The 20,563-nt window shown below is 60.0% G+C and carries 5 protein-coding genes; 1 reads left to right on the forward strand and 4 read right to left on the reverse strand.

Annotated features, from left to right (window positions below; translation table 11 throughout):
- Positions 1 to 10: 10 nt before the first annotated feature.
- Positions 11 to 934, forward strand: a complete 924-nt coding sequence (locus ACQ4OD_RS00970) for a LysR family transcriptional regulator (protein WP_430943725.1) — start codon at positions 11 to 13, stop codon at positions 932 to 934.
- Between the two features lie 243 nt (positions 935 to 1,177).
- On the opposite strand, the gene ACQ4OD_RS00975 is transcribed toward ACQ4OD_RS00970, so the two are convergent.
- From ACQ4OD_RS00975 to ACQ4OD_RS00990, 4 genes are all read right to left on the reverse strand, one after another.
- Positions 1,178 to 4,729 carry a PAS domain-containing protein gene (locus ACQ4OD_RS00975; protein WP_430943726.1) on the reverse strand — a complete coding sequence of 1,184 codons (3,552 nt, stop codon included), beginning with the start codon at positions 4,727 to 4,729 and terminating at the stop codon, positions 1,178 to 1,180.
- Between the two features lie 40 nt (positions 4,730 to 4,769).
- Positions 4,770 to 6,191 carry a TolC family outer membrane protein gene (locus ACQ4OD_RS00980; RefSeq protein ID WP_430943727.1) on the reverse strand — a complete coding sequence of 474 codons (1,422 nt, stop codon included), beginning with the start codon at positions 6,189 to 6,191 and terminating at the stop codon, positions 4,770 to 4,772.
- A gap of 72 nt (positions 6,192 to 6,263) precedes the next feature.
- Positions 6,264 to 18,326, reverse strand: a complete 12,063-nt coding sequence (locus ACQ4OD_RS00985) for a C80 family cysteine peptidase (RefSeq protein WP_430943728.1) — start codon at positions 18,324 to 18,326, stop codon at positions 6,264 to 6,266.
- Positions 18,327 to 18,419: 93 nt separating this feature from the next.
- Positions 18,420 to 20,561, reverse strand: coding sequence for a type I secretion system permease/ATPase (locus ACQ4OD_RS00990; RefSeq protein WP_198754175.1), 2,142 nt, complete (start codon positions 20,559 to 20,561; stop codon positions 18,420 to 18,422).
- Positions 20,562 to 20,563 lie beyond the last annotated feature (2 nt).

A 20,563-nucleotide genomic window follows, 5' to 3' on the forward strand; every position in this document is an offset into this window, starting at 1 on the left:
CGCGCTGACCATGGCAAACCTGGAAGACCTCGAACTCTTTGTCCTCATCGCCGAACTGCAAGGGCTTTCCCCTGCGGCACGCGCCATGTCCATCACCCCGGCGGCGGCAAGCCTTGCACTCAAGCGCCTTGAAAACCGCCTGGGGGTGCGGCTGTTCACTCGGTCCACGCGCTTGATGAAATTGACCAGCGAGGGGAAGTGCTACCTGGATAGCGCACAACATGCCTTGAAGATTCTCGCCCAAGGCCAGCGCGCCCTCTCCCAGGATAACGGTCAGCTGGAGCTGTCGGTGTCCTCCGACCTCGGGCGCAACCTGCTGCTCGACCTGTTGCTGCACCAGAAGCAACAGCAACCGAAACTGCAGATTCGCCTCTCGCTGGATGACAGAGAAGAGGATCTGTTCACAGGGCGTTTCGATGCCGCATTACGTTTCGGCCGCACCCTGGCACTGGACCTGGTCGAACTGCCGATAATCAAGCAACACCACTTCGTCGCCTGTGCGTCACCGGCTTACCTGGCAGCGCATTCTGCACCGGAGCACCCTGAGCAGTTGGGCGCGCATGACTGTATTGTCAGCCACAACCTGGGCAAGGCCGAATCGCATTGGCGCTTCCACAACGCGGGTGAGGTCGTGCATGCGCGGGTCCAAGGGCTGTTCTGCTGCGACGACGGCGACATGGCGAGGCGCTGGGCGCTGGCAGGTCAAGGGATCTGCTACCTGCCCTTGCTCAACGTTGCGCAGGACTTGCAGGCCGGCCAGCTTGTGCCGCTGTTGCCCGGCTGGAGTGGCGACCTGGTGCCTCTGAGCCTGGTGGTTTCCCACCGCTCGCGAATCACCGCGTCATTACGTCAGTTGCACGAGTTGTTGATCGAGGCCTGCAACGAACGAATCGGCCGTTGCCAGGCAGTGCTCGCCAGCTGGCAACGGACCTGACCTGCCAACCTTGCCATCCACGCCCCTGCTTACGCTAGCTGCCCTGTGATGCTCCCAGAAGCTTTCATCCTGGTCCTTGTAGGAATCTAGGGTCTGTATGAAACGTCTTGAGACGAAGGTCAGGCAAGGCAAAAACAGCCGAGGAACGGTCGGAGTCGCGCCCGACTTTACGGGTTGTAAATGAGCATTGCGAGGCTGTTTTCAACGCAGCATCACCGAGTATCAAGGCTTTTCATACAGAGCCTAGCGCTGAGTGGCGCTCAGCAGTCGATGAGCATAGGTGAAGTCCATACGGTAAATGGCTTCACGTACCTCCAGCAGTTGCCCGCCCGCGTCCCTCTGGCACAGCGCTTCAACCACCTCAAGCGCCTGGGCGTTGTTCTGCAGTAGCAGGCCTGCCAATCGCTCCACTTCAGCTGGAGAAATCCCTGAGCCAGCGTCTTTACCTAGGGGTGAAATGCCTGGGTCAAGCGACGCTATCGACGCCAGAGTGGCCAGCAACGTTTGCAGACAGCCACTGAGTGCCAACATCGGCGCAAGGGTATCCTCGTCACTCGCGGCACCTTGCTCGAGCCTGGCAGCTGCCGCCTGAACGGTCATCGCGCCAATATGTCCGGCACTGCCACGCAAGCCATGGGCCAACGCAGCCAGGGAAGGCCTGTCATTGCTTTCATGAGCTGACCAAAGTTGCGCCAGAAGCACTTGGTTGTCACGCAGGAACATGCGCAAAAGGCGTTGATGCAAAGCAGGGTCATGGCCCGCTACCGCAAGGCCATGTGCCAGGTCTATGCCTCCCGCCCCCCCGGGTGCGTACGGGGGGACTGCGCTTTCATCGGCTGGCCGCGTGCCTCGGCCAATCCAGCGGCACAGGGTGCGGTAGAACATCTTGACTTCCAAGGGTTTCACGATGCAGTCATTCATCCCCGCCGACAAGACTCTAGCCTGAACTTCGCCGGGCAGATTGGCAGTTACCGCGATGACCGGCAGACAGTGAAGGTGCAGCTCCTGACGGATCCTGGCTGTGGCCTGGTAGCCGTCCAGAATGGGCATCTGGCAGTCCATGAGCACGGCATCGAACGCTGTGTCCCGAGCCAGAATCGCCAAGGCGTCCTGACCGTTGCCTGCGATGACGACTCGAACGCCTGCACGCTGCAACAGGTCCATGAAGACTTCCTGATTAAGCGTGTTGTCTTCCACCACCAACACACGTGCCCCCAACAGTGAAAGCGCTCGCTCCTCTTGGCTGTCCTCACCTACCGGCTCGCTCAACGGAGCCTGTGCGATACGTAAGCATACGTTGAAGCGAAACGAGCTGCCCTGCCCCTCAATGCTCTGCACCTCGATGGTGCCACCCATCATTTGCACGATACGTTTGCAGATCGCCAGCCCCAGCCCCGTGCCGCCGTAACGCCGACTGATGGATGCATCAGCCTGGACGAACGCATCGAACAGGCGGGCGCATTGCTGTGGGGTCATACCCACACCGGTATCGCGAACGATGAACTCAAGCTCGATGTCGTCCTGCCATTGTTTCAGGAGATTGGCATCGATCGTCACGCTCCCTGACTCGGTGAACTTGATCGCGTTGTCCATAAGATTGATGAAGACCTGCTGCAACCGATGCGGATCGCCGATGAACGCTCCTCTCAGAGCCTGCGGGATCTCTGTACGCAACTCGATCGTCTTTTGCTGGAGACGCGAACTTACCAGCCCCATTACCTCATCAAGCAGGTCGACAAGATTGAAGGTCACCTGTTCCAGCTTGAGTTTCCCGGATTCGATCCCAGACAGATCCAGCATCCCGTTGACGAGAGTGACCAGGTGCTTGGCCGCCCGGTCCATCTTCTCGATATAACGCCGTTGCCTGGACTCCAATGGCATGTCGAGCACCAGATGGGCCATGCCAATGACCGCATTGAGCGGTGTGCGAATCTCATGGGACATAGTGTCGAGAAACGCCGACTTGGCCTGGATAGCCAGCTCGGCCTGCTGCCGGGAGTGCTGAAGCAAGGCCTCGGATGCCTTGCGTTCGCTAATGTCGAAGATCACTCCGTCCAGGTACTGGGGTAGCCCGTCCTGCCTGATGATCTGGCCTTTGTCATACAGCCAGCGAATAGCCCCATCGGTCGCAATGATGCGGTACTCGAGGACATAATCCGGGTTTTCCAGGCTCCGATCGAACACGGCCAGATCATCGGGATGGACCAGATCGCGCAAGGGTTTCCCGGCGATGAACGCTTGAGCCGAAACGCCACAGATCGCTTCGATCGCGTCACTGACGAACAGCATCGTGCGCTCCCGGTCCGGAAGGCTGCGAAACACCGCACCCGGGATGTTGCCGATCATCGAACTGAGTTTGGTCTGGCTCTCGACGACTGTCTGCTGTACGTCAACCATCGCACTGATGTCCTGCAGTACGCCGGTTACCCGCGTGGCTGCACCGTGGATGTCTCGTTCCATGACCCGGCCGATGTCCAGCACCCACAGCCACTGCCCGCTTTTGCTGAGCATGCGGTACTCGGCGCGATACTCGTCGGTTTGGTTGTCGATATGGGCATACAGTTTGGCCAATACCTGCGCGCGGTCATCCGGATGCACCAGGCCGGCCCAGCGCTCAAGCCCATTGCCGAGGGTCTGGTCCAATTCACCTTTGCAATAGCCAAGAATGCGCAACCAAACATCGTTGTTGACGATGATGCCAAGGCTAACGTGCCAGTCCCACAGGCCCAGCGCGCCACTTTGCAACGCAAGGTCCAGTCTTCGTTCGCTCTGCTCGATCCGCTGCACGTCGCGTTGGTGCTGACGTGCGTCGGACAACCGCCGCAGGCCGGCCCACATCAGCAGCATCAGAAAAAGCGCGCTAGCGCCTGAAACCAGCAGTACCTGGCCATCGGTCAGCACCTGGTTCAAATTGCTCAGGGTCACGACCGACCAGGGCCCTCCCGGGTCGCTCCAGTCGAAACTGTTCCGAGCCACCGCGTAGCGCTGGCCCTCCACCTCCACCACCGGGCGTCCCAACTCGAATGGCAAGGGTTCAGGCACCCCGCCGGAAAAAGAATGATCGCTGAACTGCCGGCGGATATCGCCGGAGAACATTGCCGGTGTCCACGGGTGATCGGCTTTGAGTACGAACTGTGGCGCATTGGAGGCCAGCACGATGCCGTTGGGAGACATCACCAGCACCAGGTCGTTGCTGCGTGGCTTGTTGAAGCCTGCCTCGAGCGTGCGGGCATCGAACCGCGCTACCAATACCCCAATGATCCGGTCATGCTTGTTCTGTGATTCATAGACAGGCGCGGCCATGTAGAACATGCGCTGCCCCGTGGTGCTGCTGATAGCGCCATAGACACTGCGTCCGCCTTGCAGCGCTGTTCTGAAGTAGGGCCTGAATCCGACGTCAAGCCCCACCACTGACCGCTCCAGACTGTCGTAGGCGGCAACGATCACGCCTTCGCGGTTGGCAACGAATGCATGGTCGGCCCCTACCACCATGGCCAGGGTCTTCAATGGCATGGCGGCCACTTGGCGCGCCTGCGCCACGGGTTGGTCGATCACGGCTTTCAGCGCGGTGTTGTGTCGACCCAGCATCGACAATGCACCAATCGCAAAACCATCGACATTCCAGTCACCAAGGTCGATGGCACGCTCCTGGTTTTGTTGCTGCACCTCGGTAACGAACCGGCTTTCGACATGATTGCGATAATAGGCGCCGATGCCCATGCCAGCCAAGATGGCGACGATCAGGCACCACGACAGGCACTCCCGCCGGCGACGGTCGAAACAGTTCACAATCATGGCATGCGCCCTCCCCGCACCGCCGATCTGGCGCCGCAGGTCAACGGCGCGCCAGGCTGTGAGGGAATTCCGGTGGCAGGAAATCCCGATCCGGATCGTAATCGGCTTTGAGATAATCGCAAAGTGCCTTCAGATCTTCCGGGGCCAGGGTGCCGACGGACTGCTTGAGACGTAGCGAGTCGAGGATGTAGTCATACCGGCTGTCGTTGTACTCACGTACCGCGTTGTACAACTGACGTTGGGCTTCCAGCACATCGACGAGGTTGCGGGTACCGACCTGCAGGCCCATTTGCGAAGCCAGCACTGCGCCCTGGTTGGAGATGATCGACTGGCGGCGCGCCTGGACCTGCTCGACGCCGCTGTTGAGGCTGCGGTGGAGGTTGCGGGTCTGCTCCACCACCTGGCGTTGCAGGTGATCATTGAGAAACTCGCGCTGGCTGAGACGCTGGCTGGCTTCGCGCACTTGCGAGCGGGTCTGCCCGCCGCTGAACAACGGTATGTTCAGTTGCAGGTTGATCGAACGCTGTTCGACGCCGCCGCCATAGCCGCCACCGCGCAGCTCGCTGTTGCCATAACCAAGATTGTCGTTGTCACCGGTCTGATAACGCAACATCGCGTCCAAGGTTGGCAGGTGCCCAGCCTTGCGTGCGCTCAGCGTGTGCTGGGCGGCTTCCCGCGCGTGCTGACTAGCCTGCAGCGACAGATTCTGGCGCATGGCAGTGTCGACCCAAGTCCGGGCGTCATTGGGGTTTGGCAAAGCCAGCGGCATGTCATGGCGCATACCCTGGATCGCCGTGTAGCGTTGGTGGGTCAGGGTGTCGAGGGCCTCGAAGGTGTCCTCCAGGCGTTTTTGCGCGACGATGCGGGTGGCCCGTGCACTGTCGTGGCCGGCCTGGGCCTGCAGTACATCGGTACGATCGGACAGGCCGAGCTGCAAGCCTTTGCGGGCACGGTCCAGCTGACGCAGGAACGCGGCCTCCTCGGCCTTGCTGGCGGCCAGTCCATCCTGGGCCTTGAGCAGGCCGAAGTAAGCCTCGGCGCTGTCGAGCATCAACTTCTGTTCGGTAGCGGACAGTTCCAGCAGCGCCTGGTCGCTCTGGGCCTGGGCAGCCTTGAGGCCGAACCAGCGGTCGGCGCGGAACACCGGCTGGTTGAGCGTGACCTGGTAACTGGTGCCGCTGCGTCGGGTTGCTTGCGCAGGTTGGTTCAGGTGAGTGCTGTTGTTGTTCAGTTCGGCACCGGCCGACAGGGTTGGCAGCAGGCCGGCGCGCGCCTGCGGCACCGCCTCGGCGCGGGCGGCCTGGTCGGAGCGGGCCGCAGCCAGCTCGCTGTTGTTCTGGGCGGCATCAAGGTAGACCTGCCAGAGATCGCTGTTGGCAGCGCTGGCAGGTGTCATGGGCGTTGCGATGGCAAACAGCAGGCCAGCGGCGGCCCGCCGAATGGAATTGATTGGCGTACGCATGGATATGAAGTTCCGCAGGGAAAACAGGAAGCGGCTGGCGGGGTACTGTCCCGCCAGCCGACCGTCACGGCGTCAAGCCAACGGTGACGTCAATAGCGGTCGTTCGGCCTGGCGCGCAGGCGTCCCGGTGCTACTGGCTACCCCCGCGTCCGGGAATGTGGCCATGGCCCCGCTCAATTTCGCCAGTTGCCCTGCGCTGTCCTGTACGACTGGAACGGCAGCGGTTTCGAAAGTGACTTCCTTGATCCAGCGATCACGATCATAACTCCCCGAAATGCCACGCAGCCGATAGTGCTGGTACGGGACACCCTGAGTGTTGATCGCCACACGCATCATGTCCTGCTGGCCGCTCCAGCTCAGCTCGCCAGACACTGCCGTCCAGTCGTTGTCGGAACGCAAGGCTTCGACTCGGTAGGTGCCACTGCGCGTCGTGTCCGCCTGGCCTTCCTGGGCCACGCTGTTCTGGGTATGCACGCTGAGCGCGGTCAATACCACCTTGTGCTTCAGGTCGAAACGCAGGTAACTGGCCTTTGCTTCCATCTCTGGCGTAAGCGCACCGGACACGAATTGCACATCTGCCACCTTGCTGGACTGGTCACCGAAGCCCATGTTGCTGGCCGCACGCCAGGCGAACGCTTCGCCAGCCTGGTCGAAGCCGTCGACCAGGTTGCCTGGCGCGCTTCGACCGAACCAGCTTTGCTCAGTTGGTACTTCACCATCGGCGCGCTCAATGGCACCTTGCTCCCACAGCGCCAATGCGCCATCGCGATCACCGCTGCCGATCTGCTGGTAGGTCAACGTGTTGCCGTTGGCCCCCAGCATCTGACCGGGCTGGAAGGTATAACGGAAATTGTCGCGCAACCGCGAACCGTGGACAGATGCCAGCGCCTGCTCAACCGTTGTATAGGCAGGCAAGCCAATGCCGCGCTGCTGCTGATTGAAGCTGGCCAAGTCATAGGGTTGATCGCCCAGTTGATGGACGTTGCCATCACCGTCCACACGCAGGTACTGCCTGGAGTAGAACTGCGACGAGCTGCGCGAGGAGAACTGCGACAGGTTGTCACTGCTACTGACCTTGATGCGTTCCCCACGGCTACCTGTTTCGTAGTGTTGGCGCTCACTGTTGCCGGCCACCACATCCTCCCCATCGACACCGGCAGCCACCAGCCGTCCGAGCAGGGCATCATTGGCAATACCCGCCTTGAGCAGGCTATCGACACGACGGTAGTCCAGGGAGTGGATGGCGACCATGCGCTGGGCCAGTTGCTCGGCACGTGACGGCAAGTAGCCTTTATGCATCAGAGCAGCCTGCAGTACCTGGGCATCTACAGCACTTTCTGGGCGGAAGTAGAACTTTGCACGGTTGTCGGCCCCTATACCGTTGCTATTGCGAATTGCCTGAAGGTCATTATCCAGATAATTGCGATCATCGCCGCGCAAGGCCAGGGCAAAGTTCAACAGCATGTCCCTGCCTGGCCAAGCTGCTGACCGAGCGTTGAGGTAGACGGCTGCTTCGTCCAGCGAAAGACCATAGTTGAACGCCCGGGTGATGAAAGTCCCGTCAACCTGCAACTTCTCCAGGTTGACGGCGTACTCGGCGTGCGCCTGGTTGAGGATCCAATTGCGACCGGACAGTACATAGTCAACCATGAAGGAGGCCGACAACTGCCCTTGCCCACGCAGGTGGAGGTCAACAACCTTCTCCAGGTTTGCGCGCGTCAGAACGTCCCCCATCCCTAGTTCGCCAACGACGGTCTCCGACACCCCCTTGACTCGCAAATACTTTTTAGCCTGTTCAGACATCACGCCCCAATTGTCGCCATCGCTATTGAAAATGGCACGCATCTGCGCGTCGGTAGCGACACCATTGAGCACCTTGGGTGTAAGTGACAACGAACTGCGCACGATGTTGCTCAAGCCGCGTGTCGCACTAAGTGTTGCGCGGGCGAAACCTGCCGAGTCTCTTGACGAACCACCTTCGCCCAAATCGTACTTCCTGAGCAGGAGGGGTATGCCGTTGTTCGGTGCGTAGACATCAATGTAACGATTCTCCCTGAATCGAAGCACCAGTTCACCCGAGGACAAGTCCAATTGCGTGGAGTTTATCGCTGGTGCGTGGAATCCACCGAAATCAACCCGCTCGATCACGGCGCTCGAGCTACCTCGGGAGAAACTACTGAACCCCAGGCGGCGTTCGCTATCGATCACCACTTGGAAGCCTTCGTTTGAAGAACCGCCGGTGCCAAACAACATCTGCTCGCCGCGTGGGTCGGGCAGGACCCGAACATAGACACTGAAGTCCTGTGTGTCGGGCAACTTCGTGAAGGATTCGGCACGGGCCCCGGCTTCAAGGTTGATGAGCGCCTGAATATCTTCGCGTGAAGTGACAGCATTGTTGATAAATGCCATCCGATCGGCCACAGGGACGTTCAATTCCTGGAGCAAAGCCAGTTCGGTGCTCCGGTAGTTCGGCGGAAACACGACATTCGCGTGCATCTGCATACGGTTCTGCGAAGCATCAAACCAACTGAATCTCACGCTCTGTGGGTTTCGGTAGTAATCACGCAACACCACGCTCTGCCCATCTTTAACAAGCGTCAGGTCATAACCCTGCCCACCCACGGCAGACAGATAATCACCCAAGGGTCTCTCCAGCGTGACCACTTGGCTGTTGGCCGGCGCGAACGGAGAAACACGTAGGCCATGGATGCCGATGCCCAATACCGCATTGGCAGCTTGTGGCATGTGAATGAAATAGCCACTCTCTGCATCAACCTCAGGCAGGCTGTACAGTTGGCCCTGCAGCTCCAACTGCAGATGGCGAGCTCGGCTGTCGACGACGTAGTTTTTCAACACAATCGTCTTCCTTGGCGTTCCGTACCCACCTTCCACTCGCCGATGCGTCGCAGCGGGTGTATCAAAGACCAGTAACTGAAGATCATCACCGACTACTCTTAATCCCAAGCGATCAAGCGCGATGTCGCCTCGAAGTTCCAGGGTATCCAGCTTGCTGTCCATGGACATGTTGTCCAACGTTACCAGGGCAGTCGACGCTACATCGACCTTATAACGGTCGCTTCCCCTCCCCCCCGCCAGGTTGCTTGATTGCGTCGCATCAAGTATTTCATTGCGCTCATCGCCAAGGTGCTGATCGACCGCCACCTTCAGATCAAACGTTTTCAGGTCGTATCGGATCCTTAGCGCAGAATCAGTAGGCTGGGTAAAATATTGACGGACACGTAAGTGCGGTGTCTGCATCAGGCCGCTGGCGCTCAGCCGATTGGCGTAATACAACACTAAATCGTCACCCAGCCGGACCTGTTTGAGTTGAATTTCAGGTCGGCCCTTCAACAGCCAACTGGGTGGCATTACGAGGGAAACCTGAGGATTCGCCAAAGCGTCAACTTCGTAGCTCTCTGTGCTGGTGAGCAAGTTCAAGCGCGTGATGGATGCCACTCTGTGCGTCTTGACCAGGCTGGCCATTGCCTTGTCTATTTCTGCATCAGCCTGGTGACTGTCTACTGCAGTCAGAGGCTGATCACCCCCTTCCTGAATCGCTGGCAGGGCGATTTCCACCAGCCGGGATTTCCCATTGTCATCATTATCTTGCAGCCAGAGTTTAAGTAACTGCCGATCTTTGGCATCTTGATAATTCTCGATACTGAGTTGCAATGGTTGTTCTTTGTCGTTGGAGCGAATTGTCAGCGTGTCATCGATGATGCTGAAACTCAGAGACGTCAAAGGCGCCTCAAGCATGAACTGCATCAGCTGGTTGGTGTGAAACGCCGCTCGAAAATGACCCGCCCCGGCTTTCAGCGCATAAGTGTTGACCGCTTGGTCGTTGCTCAGTCGCTGGATAGCGCGTTGTGGGTCGGCTCCGAACACAAAGGTCTTGGCCATGGTTTCCAGGGAACGCCACTGGTCGTCGATCAGGCCCAGCCCTGGCAGCGAGAAGCTGTACTTGTTGGCGTCCAACAATTGCAAAACCTTGCCGTTGTCCACCGAGCCATCCGCGTGGTACAGCCCCAGGACAGTGAGGACACCCTTGCCATCATTCAGCTCGATGGCCTGGCCATTGCGCCGTAAGCTGATCTGGCTGTAACGCGACGACAGGCTGACCTGCAGTGTCTGCGACGCTTGCAACTCACCTTGTGCATTGCGGGCGCCCTGCAGGCTGATCGTCGCGTTGACCGCGCTCCACAGAGCAGTATCGTTACTCGTGCTGGCGATGCGGTTGCCCTTGTTGACGGAATAGACATTACCCTCACCGGCTCCGCCCTGGATTGTCACCTGCGTCCCCGCCACGTCGAAGAACTCCTGACGCGTGGATCCTCGCACGTCGGCTTTGTTCGCGCCATGCAGCACATAGCTCTCGACACCCTGCACACGCACCTGGCGATCGACCGCCTGTGTCACTGCCGGGCGAGAAGACCCTGAGCGGTTGGTCAGCCCGTCACGCAGCACTCGCGAGCCGCGATAACTCAATGTCATGGCCCCATCGGTATCGCTCGCCAGAGCGACATCCATTCCTTGAGCATCGAACATCAGGCTGTCGTTCTCGTTCAACCCTTGTTGCAGTTGCTGCGGGTCCAGGCTCCCGGCGTCGATCTGGCGAATACGCGTGCCCGCGTCCAGGTTGAACGCATCGGACAGACGTCCCCCCGTCGCCGTGGACAGTGCCTGACCGGCAAGATTGAAAAGATTGCGCTTGTCCTGGCTACCCACCGCTTGGAAGTCAGGATGCTGGTTACCCATCTCCATCCAGACTTGGCCACCGTCGTTGGGCATCTGTGTAGCGACCCGATTCATCGCACCGTAGGCCACCTGGTGCTGCAAGGCGTAGTAGAAATCCTCGCCCGACTTCAGCGTACCGTGGGCCACTTTGTTGTCGCGGTCGCGGTAGTTCAGATAGCCATACTGGTCCTTGGCGAACAGATCGGAAAGGTAGAGCTTGGTCTTCTCCCAATCGCTGTTGAGGGTATTGCGCAACTCGCTCGCGGCACCGACAGCTTCCTTCTCGACCCTCGCGCGCTTGAGCGCGTCGGTTTCAACACCCACCCAGGCGGCGAAGAACTGAGCGACCTGGTCAGCGGTGCTGGCGAAATAGTCACCGAATTCGGCGAGCTGCATGGCCCCCTGCACGACCCCGTTGATGATAAAGCCGGCGGCCGCAATCGCCACCCCGATCGGCCCTGCCGACGCAGCCAGCGTGCCCAGCACCGAGGCGGCCACCGCGCTGCTCAGCGAGGCGGCAATGGATACGCCAGTCAGTGCCAGGCTGACGGCTGTGGTCACGGTGGTGATCACCGTGTTGGCCACCAGGCTCTTGTACTCGTAGCTGCCCATGTCGCCATTGCCCGACCAGAAGGACTGCCATTGCAGGCCGATTCCGGCGAAGGTCACCGGCGCCAGCGCAGCATCCAGCACGCCCCCCCTGATCACCGTGGCCGCCTTGGAGAACGAACTTACCGCCCCCAGTGCCTTGCCCGCCGCAGACACGGCCTTGGCAATTGCGGCGCTCAATGGCGACATGGCCACGCCACCGATCAGTCCGGTCAGGTTGAGCCCTTTGTCCGTTGAGCTCATGTGCTGCCAATTGCCGATCAGGTCGCGCACGGAGTTCAGCGTTTCGAAGACATCCAGTGCGGTTCCGAAGCGGTCAGCCGCTACCACCGCTCTGCTCGGTTTGCTGGAGCGCTGCGTATCGACTGTGTCGACGAGCGTTCGCACGCGCGCATCTGCAGAAACCTCCAGTGCACGCTTGATGGCCAGGTGCTGATCAGGGGCGAGCTTGAGCATTGCAGACGCCAGGCGTACACGGTCCATGCCGCTTGCACTTTCGACAAAACGCTCGAAGGCTGCACGGTTGACATTGAACGAGGCACCACTTTTACCCAGTAAGCCACGTTCAAGCATGAACGAAGTGGCCTGCTGCTCTGTCCAGCGTGCGGCCTGCAACACCTTCTCAGTGTCCTGCCCTGGAGCGACTCGGTTTTCCGCCGCATCCAGCGCCATCGACTGCAGGATCTGATCCCCCGACACCCCCGGGTTCTGTGCCTGCAGTCGCTTGAACCGGTCGAGATCGAAACCACCCACATCTCGCGCCAGCTCGTAGAGGTTCTGGACCTTGCGCCGCTCGTCCACGCTGAGGCCGCCTGCCTGCGCCAGCCACTGAGCGCGCTCACCCAGCCGTGTACCCAATGCGGCCTGCGCGGCCTTGGCGATTTCCACCTCCAGGCGAGGGCCGGAATAGTCCCTCAGCACGTTGATGTACTTAAGTGCCTCCTGCGGGACGCTCTCGGCGCTGAACAAGGCAACATTGCTACCGCGGCTGCGCTCCACCAAAGTACTGACCAAGCGCGACAGCTCGACCAGCTCGGGCTGCAGCGGCACTTTTGACATTTCATAGTTGAACCGAACCGAGTCGAATGTCAGTTGCTGGTCCGCACGCAGCTTGCCGCCCTGGCTTGCCAACAAGCCGGCGGTGAGCGGCTTGCCGTCCACCAGCAAACCCATGTCATGCAGCAGCACGGCTGGCAAGGAACCTTGCACCACCGCAGTCGCCTGGCCGAAGGCGTTCTTGGCAGGGCCATCGAACAACACATTACCGGCAGCCAGCAGTTGCTGGCGGTTGCGAGCACGCAGGCGTTCGACATGGCTGTCGGGGTCGAGGTGGCTCACGATACGACTACGGTCGACATCAGCATCCAGCACGTTATCAAGCATCGCTGTGGCGAACCTTTCACCCTCGGCCGAGGCAAGGCCCGATTCAGCCATGCGTTGTTGCTCATCAAGCATCGTTTGCACCATCTGCCGGGCACCGACGCTTTCCAGCTCCGTGCTGTTCTGATAGCGCTTGACCAATCCATCCAGCGCATCTTGCAGTTGGGCGACCTTCAATGGGTTGTCCAGCAGCGCGCGCAACGCCGCTTGATCCAGTCGTTCATCGGCCCCCGGGAACAGCCTGCTCAACGCATACTCCTGCGCGGCGCCAAGCTGCTCTGGTTTGATCCGGCCTTGCCCGAGATCGTCAAGCAACGCCACTACATCAATACCCTCGCGTCCGAGCAGGACGCTGGCGGCGACGTATTCGTCCCTTTCAAGCACCCCTTGTGCTCGCGTCCAGCTCAACACCCGCTTGTTGGTGCCATCGCTGTGGACCCATTCGCCGCTGGCATCGAGGGTCAGCTTGCGTCCTTCACTGTCCACCGAGACATTGGCGCTACGTACTGAGACCTCCAGCCCAGGGGTTTGCAATGCAGCAACAAGTTGGCGACCAAAGCCTGCCTGTTGCTCGGCATCTTCAAGCGAGCAACCGACCAGGCTGATACGTGCGGGTACCGAACCGATACCGTATTGCGCGTGCAACGCTTGTTGGAAGCGATCCAGGTGCATTGCCCATTGCTCGGCATCGAGCCCACCGAGCGTACGCGCCTGGACAGGCCCACGCCCGTGCCCTACCACCTGCCAGCGTACCTTGTCGTTGGCATGGAGGTTCTGGAACAAACCCGGATCGCCATGAACCAGCCGCATTTGCCCCGAAGCATCGAGCTGCACCACAAGGCTCTTGTCCGGATGTTTACCGGCCAGATTCGCGGCGGCTTTGGCAACTGCGGGATCGTTCTCACTCTGAATGATGATCTGAGCCCGATACTGGCTGTCACCACCTTCCGGGTTGGCGTGGACGACTACAGTGGACCAGTTGCCGACCTGCTGGTTGTGCAGCGGAGCATCAGCCAGTGGCCCGCTGGCCACTCGCTGTACCGCACTGATCGCAGCTTCGTCGGTGGCCCAGACGCCGTTTGCCAAGGTGGCAAGGACACGCGTGCCGCTGAATATCTGCGCCCCCTGAATGCTCAGCGTGGCCGGCAATGTCTCGGCGCTGAAATTGACCAGCATCAAACGCTGCAACGATGCCAGCTGGCGTTGCTGAGCGCGTTTCTGCTCGACGGTGGTGGCGGGCTCGAAACGCACTTCCGTCGTCGCACCGGCGCGATTCTTAAGGATCAACAGACCCTCGGCACTCTTGTTGTCGACTTCGATATCCCAGGCGCTGCGTAGAAGGTCGAATGGCAACAGGCGCTGCAACTGATCGGTGTAGCGTTCAAGCACATTACCCTTGAACGGCAACTCGAGGTACAGCTTGTTGGGATCCCCGGCGAAGGTGAAAGCCCCGCGTTTCGTGGAGGCGTGCCAGCTGTCCAGCAGATGCTGGATGCTGACGTAGGATTCCCCTTGGCGCTTGCCGAACACACTGGCCTGCTTGACCAGCTCAGCAGTGCTCCAAAGTGCTCCAGGCATCACCAGGTCGCCTCGGGCAGCGGCGATTCGCTCGCTGGCTGACAGGGCGTCCATGGCATTGAGTTCAAGCAGCTTGTCGGTGGTCTGTTTGAGCAATGCGATCATTGCCGCGTTACGGCCGGAGCCCGTGTGGGTATCGATGTAACGCTTCACCTCTTGGTGCAAGCTGATCAGAATCGCCCTAGGCCCACTTTCGACCCAACGTTTGTGCGCCGCCGCGTTCATCTCATCGGCGAACGCCGGAGGCAGGTACTTGGGGTTGGCCAGGACTTTGACATCGGCACTGGTCAGTGGCGATCCGATGTCGGTGAGTGGCTTGCCTTCATAATTGCCATACGGCTCGTGGAGCACTTTCAACTCGCCCACCACTCCTGCCTTCTGCAAGGCCCGCAGGATGGGCAATTCAGCGTTCCAGAAGTAACTGTTGACCTTCAAGCCTCCCTTGGACATCACATAGACGGTTCCGCCGAGATCGGCGGTACTGGCGGCATAGACAGAACTGAGAAAGCCGGCAACGGTCAGCGAACCCTGGAACGCCGCATCCGCCAATGGCCCGCCCTTGGCATGACCGACGAGGGTATTACGCAGTTGGTGGACGAAATCCAGCGCCGCCACATCGTAATCGGTGGCTATGCCCGCTTTGCCTTGAGCGGTCAACGCGCCGTCAAGAACGCTTTTGTAACCTTGGAAATCGTCGGACCAGAAGGTCAGCAAACGCGCTGGATTGCCCTTGGCGGCAAACGAGAAGCCCAGCGATTCCAGGTACAGCATCAACTCCGAGCGTTTGCCGAAGTCCTGGCGCAGAATCCCTTCCACGGCCAAATCGGCAATTCGATCACGTTGGGCATCATCGAAATCGAGTGGTCCGGCGAACCCTTGCCGACGTTGTACACCCAGTATGTTGTCCAGTTCGGACTTGAGATGCAGCTTGGCTGCCGCCAAGTCGAGAGCGGCCAGTTCGGCTGTGCTCAGCTGTTTGAAGCCCGGTGTCAGGACTTCGTCCCCCAGGCGCAGCTCACGGGTAAGCCGTTCGTAAACCTCCCCTACCAACTGAATCTTCTCCTGCAGTGTCCTGTAGGGCAGTGATTCACTACCCAGTGGTTGCAGGCGAGGGCCGAAGCGGTCGTATGACGGGGCATTGAATTGCTCTGCTGCCGGCAACCCCTGATTGACGACAGGTAGCACGAGTGCCATGACCTCTTCATAGACACTGCCCTGCAGTTCACTGCCGGCACCCAGCACTCGATATCGGTCAAACATGTCCAGCAGCTTGTGCCCAACGCCACCTGGCAGCGTCGGCTCGTAGCGTGCTGCCACGTAGAGTGTCTCGAAGAACGAATGGTAGCCGTTGCGAATCATGAAAGCGGCGTTGGCCATCTGGAACTGCCAATATTCCTTGAGTGTCAGCGCTCGGCCAAACACGTCTTTCCCCGACAGTGCCTTGGTGACCATTTTCGTGGTGCCCGAAATACCCCCTACAAAAGGTGTATCCAGATCACGCATGTACAGCGTGCTGTTCTTGTTGGTGTCCGGCACGAACTGAGAATAGCTTTGGTACTTGTCGTCGAGGATGACGTAATTGCCCTCCTGGTAGGCCAAACTTTCAAATTTGGCATTCAGTATCAGGTAAGGATCGGGTTGCGCCACGCGGTTGTTGATGCTCACGTCGGGCCCATCATGGCCTTCCATGCCCGAATGCGCGTAGGTCGTATTCGGGCTGCTGACAGCAGCAGTTTCCGCTACAGGACGCAGGACGTGGAACAACACCTGTTTGCGCAGTGACTTGCCCGCCGTGGTCTCCAGGAATGCAGCCACGCTCGAGCGCAGCGTGGTATCGCTGATTTGCAAATACGGTGGTGCGCTGAGCAGCAATTTGACCAGCTTGTCGGAGGTCGCCCCCTCGATGGCAGACAGATTGACGCTCAGAGGCGGGCGTTTATCCCTTGGATCCCGCTTGCTGTTTTCAGCATTGACGTACGCCTGCTCTTCCGCCTGCGCCCGCAATTTGAGCGCTTGATACAAGTCCGGCAACACCTGTTTCGCGGCAGCCAGATCGCTGTCCAGATAACCGTTCTTGCGCAGGCTTATCAGTTTTTCCTGAGCGATAGTGGTAGACAACTTCTGCGAGAGGCCGAACAGCAAATCATCTGTGGCGTCGTGCTGCCACACGGCCTTGGCGAAGTCTTTTTCCCATAACACTTTGTTCAGGTTGTTGCCTTTGATATCACGCTGATCGTTGCCCTGCTCGGCAGTCGGCAGCACAATACCGCCCGGGGTCATGTGGTTGCGTTCCAGCGTTCGCGTCAACTGCGCCTCGAACTGGCTGCGCTGTTGCGGGTCGTTGTACCATGGACTTGCACCTTGACGGCCGTCCTGAAGCGCCTCGAGCCTTTCAAAGAACTCGAGATTGTACGCGTAGAGCTCACGGGTTTCCGCCTGGCTCAACAACTTGCTCGTCAGGGTGTTGTTTTTTTGCCGGGTGACACTCATGAAGGGCGTGGCGCCAACATAGCCGCCACCTTCAGGCTTCTCCAAAAGGTAAAGGCGGTCGACGAAGCCAATGGATTGCTCCAGGTCGCTGATGTTGACGAACGCCCCGTCGCGCGCTGCTGAGTAATAGGTGTGTCGGAAGCCTTCCATAGCAATGGTCTGGAACGACTTGATGTCTGCGTAGTCGTTGATCAGCGCTTCGAGATCGGTGGGTTTGACCTTGAGTACTTCCTCGACGGTATTTTTGGGGGGCGGCGTGATTTCGCCCACTGCAATACCGATCTGGTTGGGGATTTTCCTGTCGACGCTGGTCAGTTTAATGCCGGTCTGGTCATCGAGAGGTTGAATGTTGAAACCGTTGCGCATGCTGTTTTCGGACACCAGGTAGTGCCCAAAGTACTTCTCGACAAACTCGGTTCTCATCAGCACCGAGCGAATCGGCGTGAATGTCGGCGACACGCCCGGTTCGTTCTTCACGCGGTACTGCTCCTGCCAGGCCAGCGAGCGCGCGGTGGTACCAAAGGAGAAGTTGAGCATGCCCTCCTTGGGCAGAACCAGCCTGCCATTATCAAGGAACATGTCCTTGTATTGTCCGCCATAACTGGCATTGACCAACGCCACATTCATACGGATGTAGCCTGGACGCTCTTCCATCAGCAGCAGCGACGCATTGACCGGTGCGTTGTCCGAAGCATCAGGCACATTGCTCATCGCTGCCAGCGCTTCGTTCTGCGCGGCACCTGGTTTCGCCGCCAGCAATGCCTTGTAATTGCGCTCGACGTGTTTGAACGCCTGTAGCTCGGAAAACACCCTTACATAGTTTTCGGTGAAGGTGTCGGTCTTGACCTGTGCAGCCAACTCCCCCTGCAACTGCTTGATCCTGGCGCTGATCTTCCCTTGTTTGGCGTCCTTGTCATTTACCAACGCCGGTGCATCAAGGGGCACCTGGGCGAACGGTGACACAATGCTCAGGGCTTCGCTCCACGCCGTCTCGAAACTGCGCATGGCGGTCTGTTGCCGCGTGTAAAGATCAATATCGATTTGCAGCTGACGCCTGTAATCGCGGTTGGCTTCAGTATCGGGTCGGCCTTGGGCGACGATCATGCTGTCCTTGAGCAGTTGCAGGTGCTCATCGATGGATACCGGATTGGACTCCATTTCATAGTACTGCGCCGCCAGTACACTCAGGGTGCTCTGCTGCATCTCGGTCAGACGCTGATTGACGGTACTGATGTACTGGGCCTGTTCTTCAGGTGTCATGCTGAACCACTCACTGTACCGCCCCTGAGTGGCCAGCTGGTTACGGATAATGCCTTCCATTATTGCGTTGAAATCAGTAGACATCGTGCTGCTCCTGATGGTGGTTCGCGAAGCGCGTTTTGGGGTTCTGAAGTTGCGCAAGGTCGGGACATGCCCGGCGCCATCCGTGGCTGTACTTCATTCCTTCGTCTGCAATGCCCATTGCCTGGCATACACACCGCCAAGTGCGAGCAATTGTTCATGGCTGCCCTGCTCGACCACCTGCCCCTGATCGATCACCAGAATCCGGTCGGCATGGCGCAGGGTGTTGAGGCGATGGGCGACACTGATCACCGTGCGCCCTTGGGTGATGCGCTTGAGGTTGGCCATCACCGCGGCTTCCGATTCGTAGTCCAGGGCGCTGGTCGCCTCGTCCAGCAGCAGGATTCCGGGATTGGTGATCAGCGCCCGGGCCAGCGCGATGCGTTGACGCTGCCCGCCAGAGAGCTGGCCGCCCCGCTCGCCCACCTGGGTCTCGTAACCGTGGGCCAGGCCCCGGATGAAGCCATCGGCCCCCGCCAGTGCGGCGGCTTCCTGGACCTGCAGATCACTGGCCTGCGGGCAGCACAGGCGGATGTTCTCGGCGATGGAGCCGGCGAACAGCACACTCTCCTGCAGCACCACGCTCATGTTGCGGCGCAGCGCCACCGGGTCGGCGATGGCCAGGTCGATGCCATCGACCATCACCCGTCCGTGCTGTGGGATGTACAGGCGTTGCAGCAGCCGGGTCAGGGTCGACTTGCCGGAGCCGGAAGGCCCAGTGATGCCGACGAACTCGCCCGGCTCGATCTGCACGCTGAGGTTGCGCAGGACTTCCTGGCCATCTTCGTGGTAGCGGAACCGCACGCCCTGGAAGCTCACGCTGCCGGCCAACGCTGGCACCGAGGCCAGCCCACCGCTACCGTTCTCGCACTCGGTGTCGAGGATGTCACCCAACCGACGCAGTGAGATCAGCGTGTGCTGGAAGTCCTGCCACACCTGGGCCAGACGCAGGATCGGCTCGACCACATGGCCGGCCAGCATGTTGAAGGCCACCAGTTGGCCGGGGCTGAGCTGGCCATCCATCACCAGGGTCACGCCCCACCACAGCAGCAGCGCGGCGGTGAGCTTCTGGATCAGGCCAATGCCCTGCCCCGCGCAGATGCCCACCAACCGCGTCGAGAACGCAGCGCGCACATAGCCTGCCAGCTGGCGTTGCCACTGCTGCTGAAAACCTTCCTCGGTGGCACTGGTCTTGATGGTCTCGATGCCGGTCACCGCCTCGGTGAGGAAGGCTGTGTTGTCCGCGCCCTGTTCGTATTCGCGCAGGGCACGCTTGCGCAGCAACGGCCCCACGCACAGCCAGAACAGGAAGTACAAGGCCAGTGAGCCGACCACCACCCACGTCAGGGTGGGCGCATAGCGATACATCACCGCGATGAACAGGCCGCAGAACGCCAGGTCCAGCACCAACGTCAGTGCCGAGCCGGTGAGGAACTGACGGATCTGCTGCATCTCGCCGACCCGGGCGATGATCTCGCCCGTCTGGCGCTGCTGGAAATAGCCCTGGGGCAGCTGGATCAGGTGCTGGTACAGCCGCGCCGACAGTTCGGCGTTGACCTTGCTCGCCAGGTTGGAGAACAGCCAGCTGCGCGCAAAGCCATACAGGGGCTCGAACAGTGCCAGGCCCAGCAGCGCCATTCCCAGCACCTGCAGGCTCGACAGCCCGCGGCTGACCAATACCCGGTCGATGATGTTCTCGAACAGCATCGGGGTGACCAGCGCCGTCAGTTGCAGCATCAGGGACACCAGCAGCACACTGCGAAACTGCCGGATGTGCTTGACGATCGAAGGCAGGAACCAGGCGATGCCAAAACGCGGGGCCTGCAGTGCGGCATGCCGGTCTGCCAGCAGCAGGACCGAACCTCGCCAGACAGCACCCAACGCTTGCGTGCTAAGGGTCTGGCAACGGTCCTCCAATGGCCAGTACAGTGTGACCTGGTCGTCGGCCAGGCCATCGAGCACCGCCCAACCGTGCACAGTTTCCAGCAGCGCTGGCCGCGGCAGGTTGTCCAGGCGCGTGACTGTGCTATGTACCAGGCGGGCTCGCAGGCCGACCCAGCCCGCGCAGCGGCACAGGTCGATCGGTGTTGCCATGCCCTCCACGCGGCCAAGGCGATGGTGCAACTGGGCAACATCCACCGCCACGTCAAAACGTCGCGCGGCCCACACCAGCGCATTCAGGCCAGTATCCAGCAACTGCGGTGACGGTGTTGCGTCATGGCTGAACAGTTCGCTCATGC

This window comes from Pseudomonas sp. WC1 (genome assembly GCF_050586565.1).
GTDB lineage: Bacteria > Pseudomonadota > Gammaproteobacteria > Pseudomonadales > Pseudomonadaceae > Aquipseudomonas.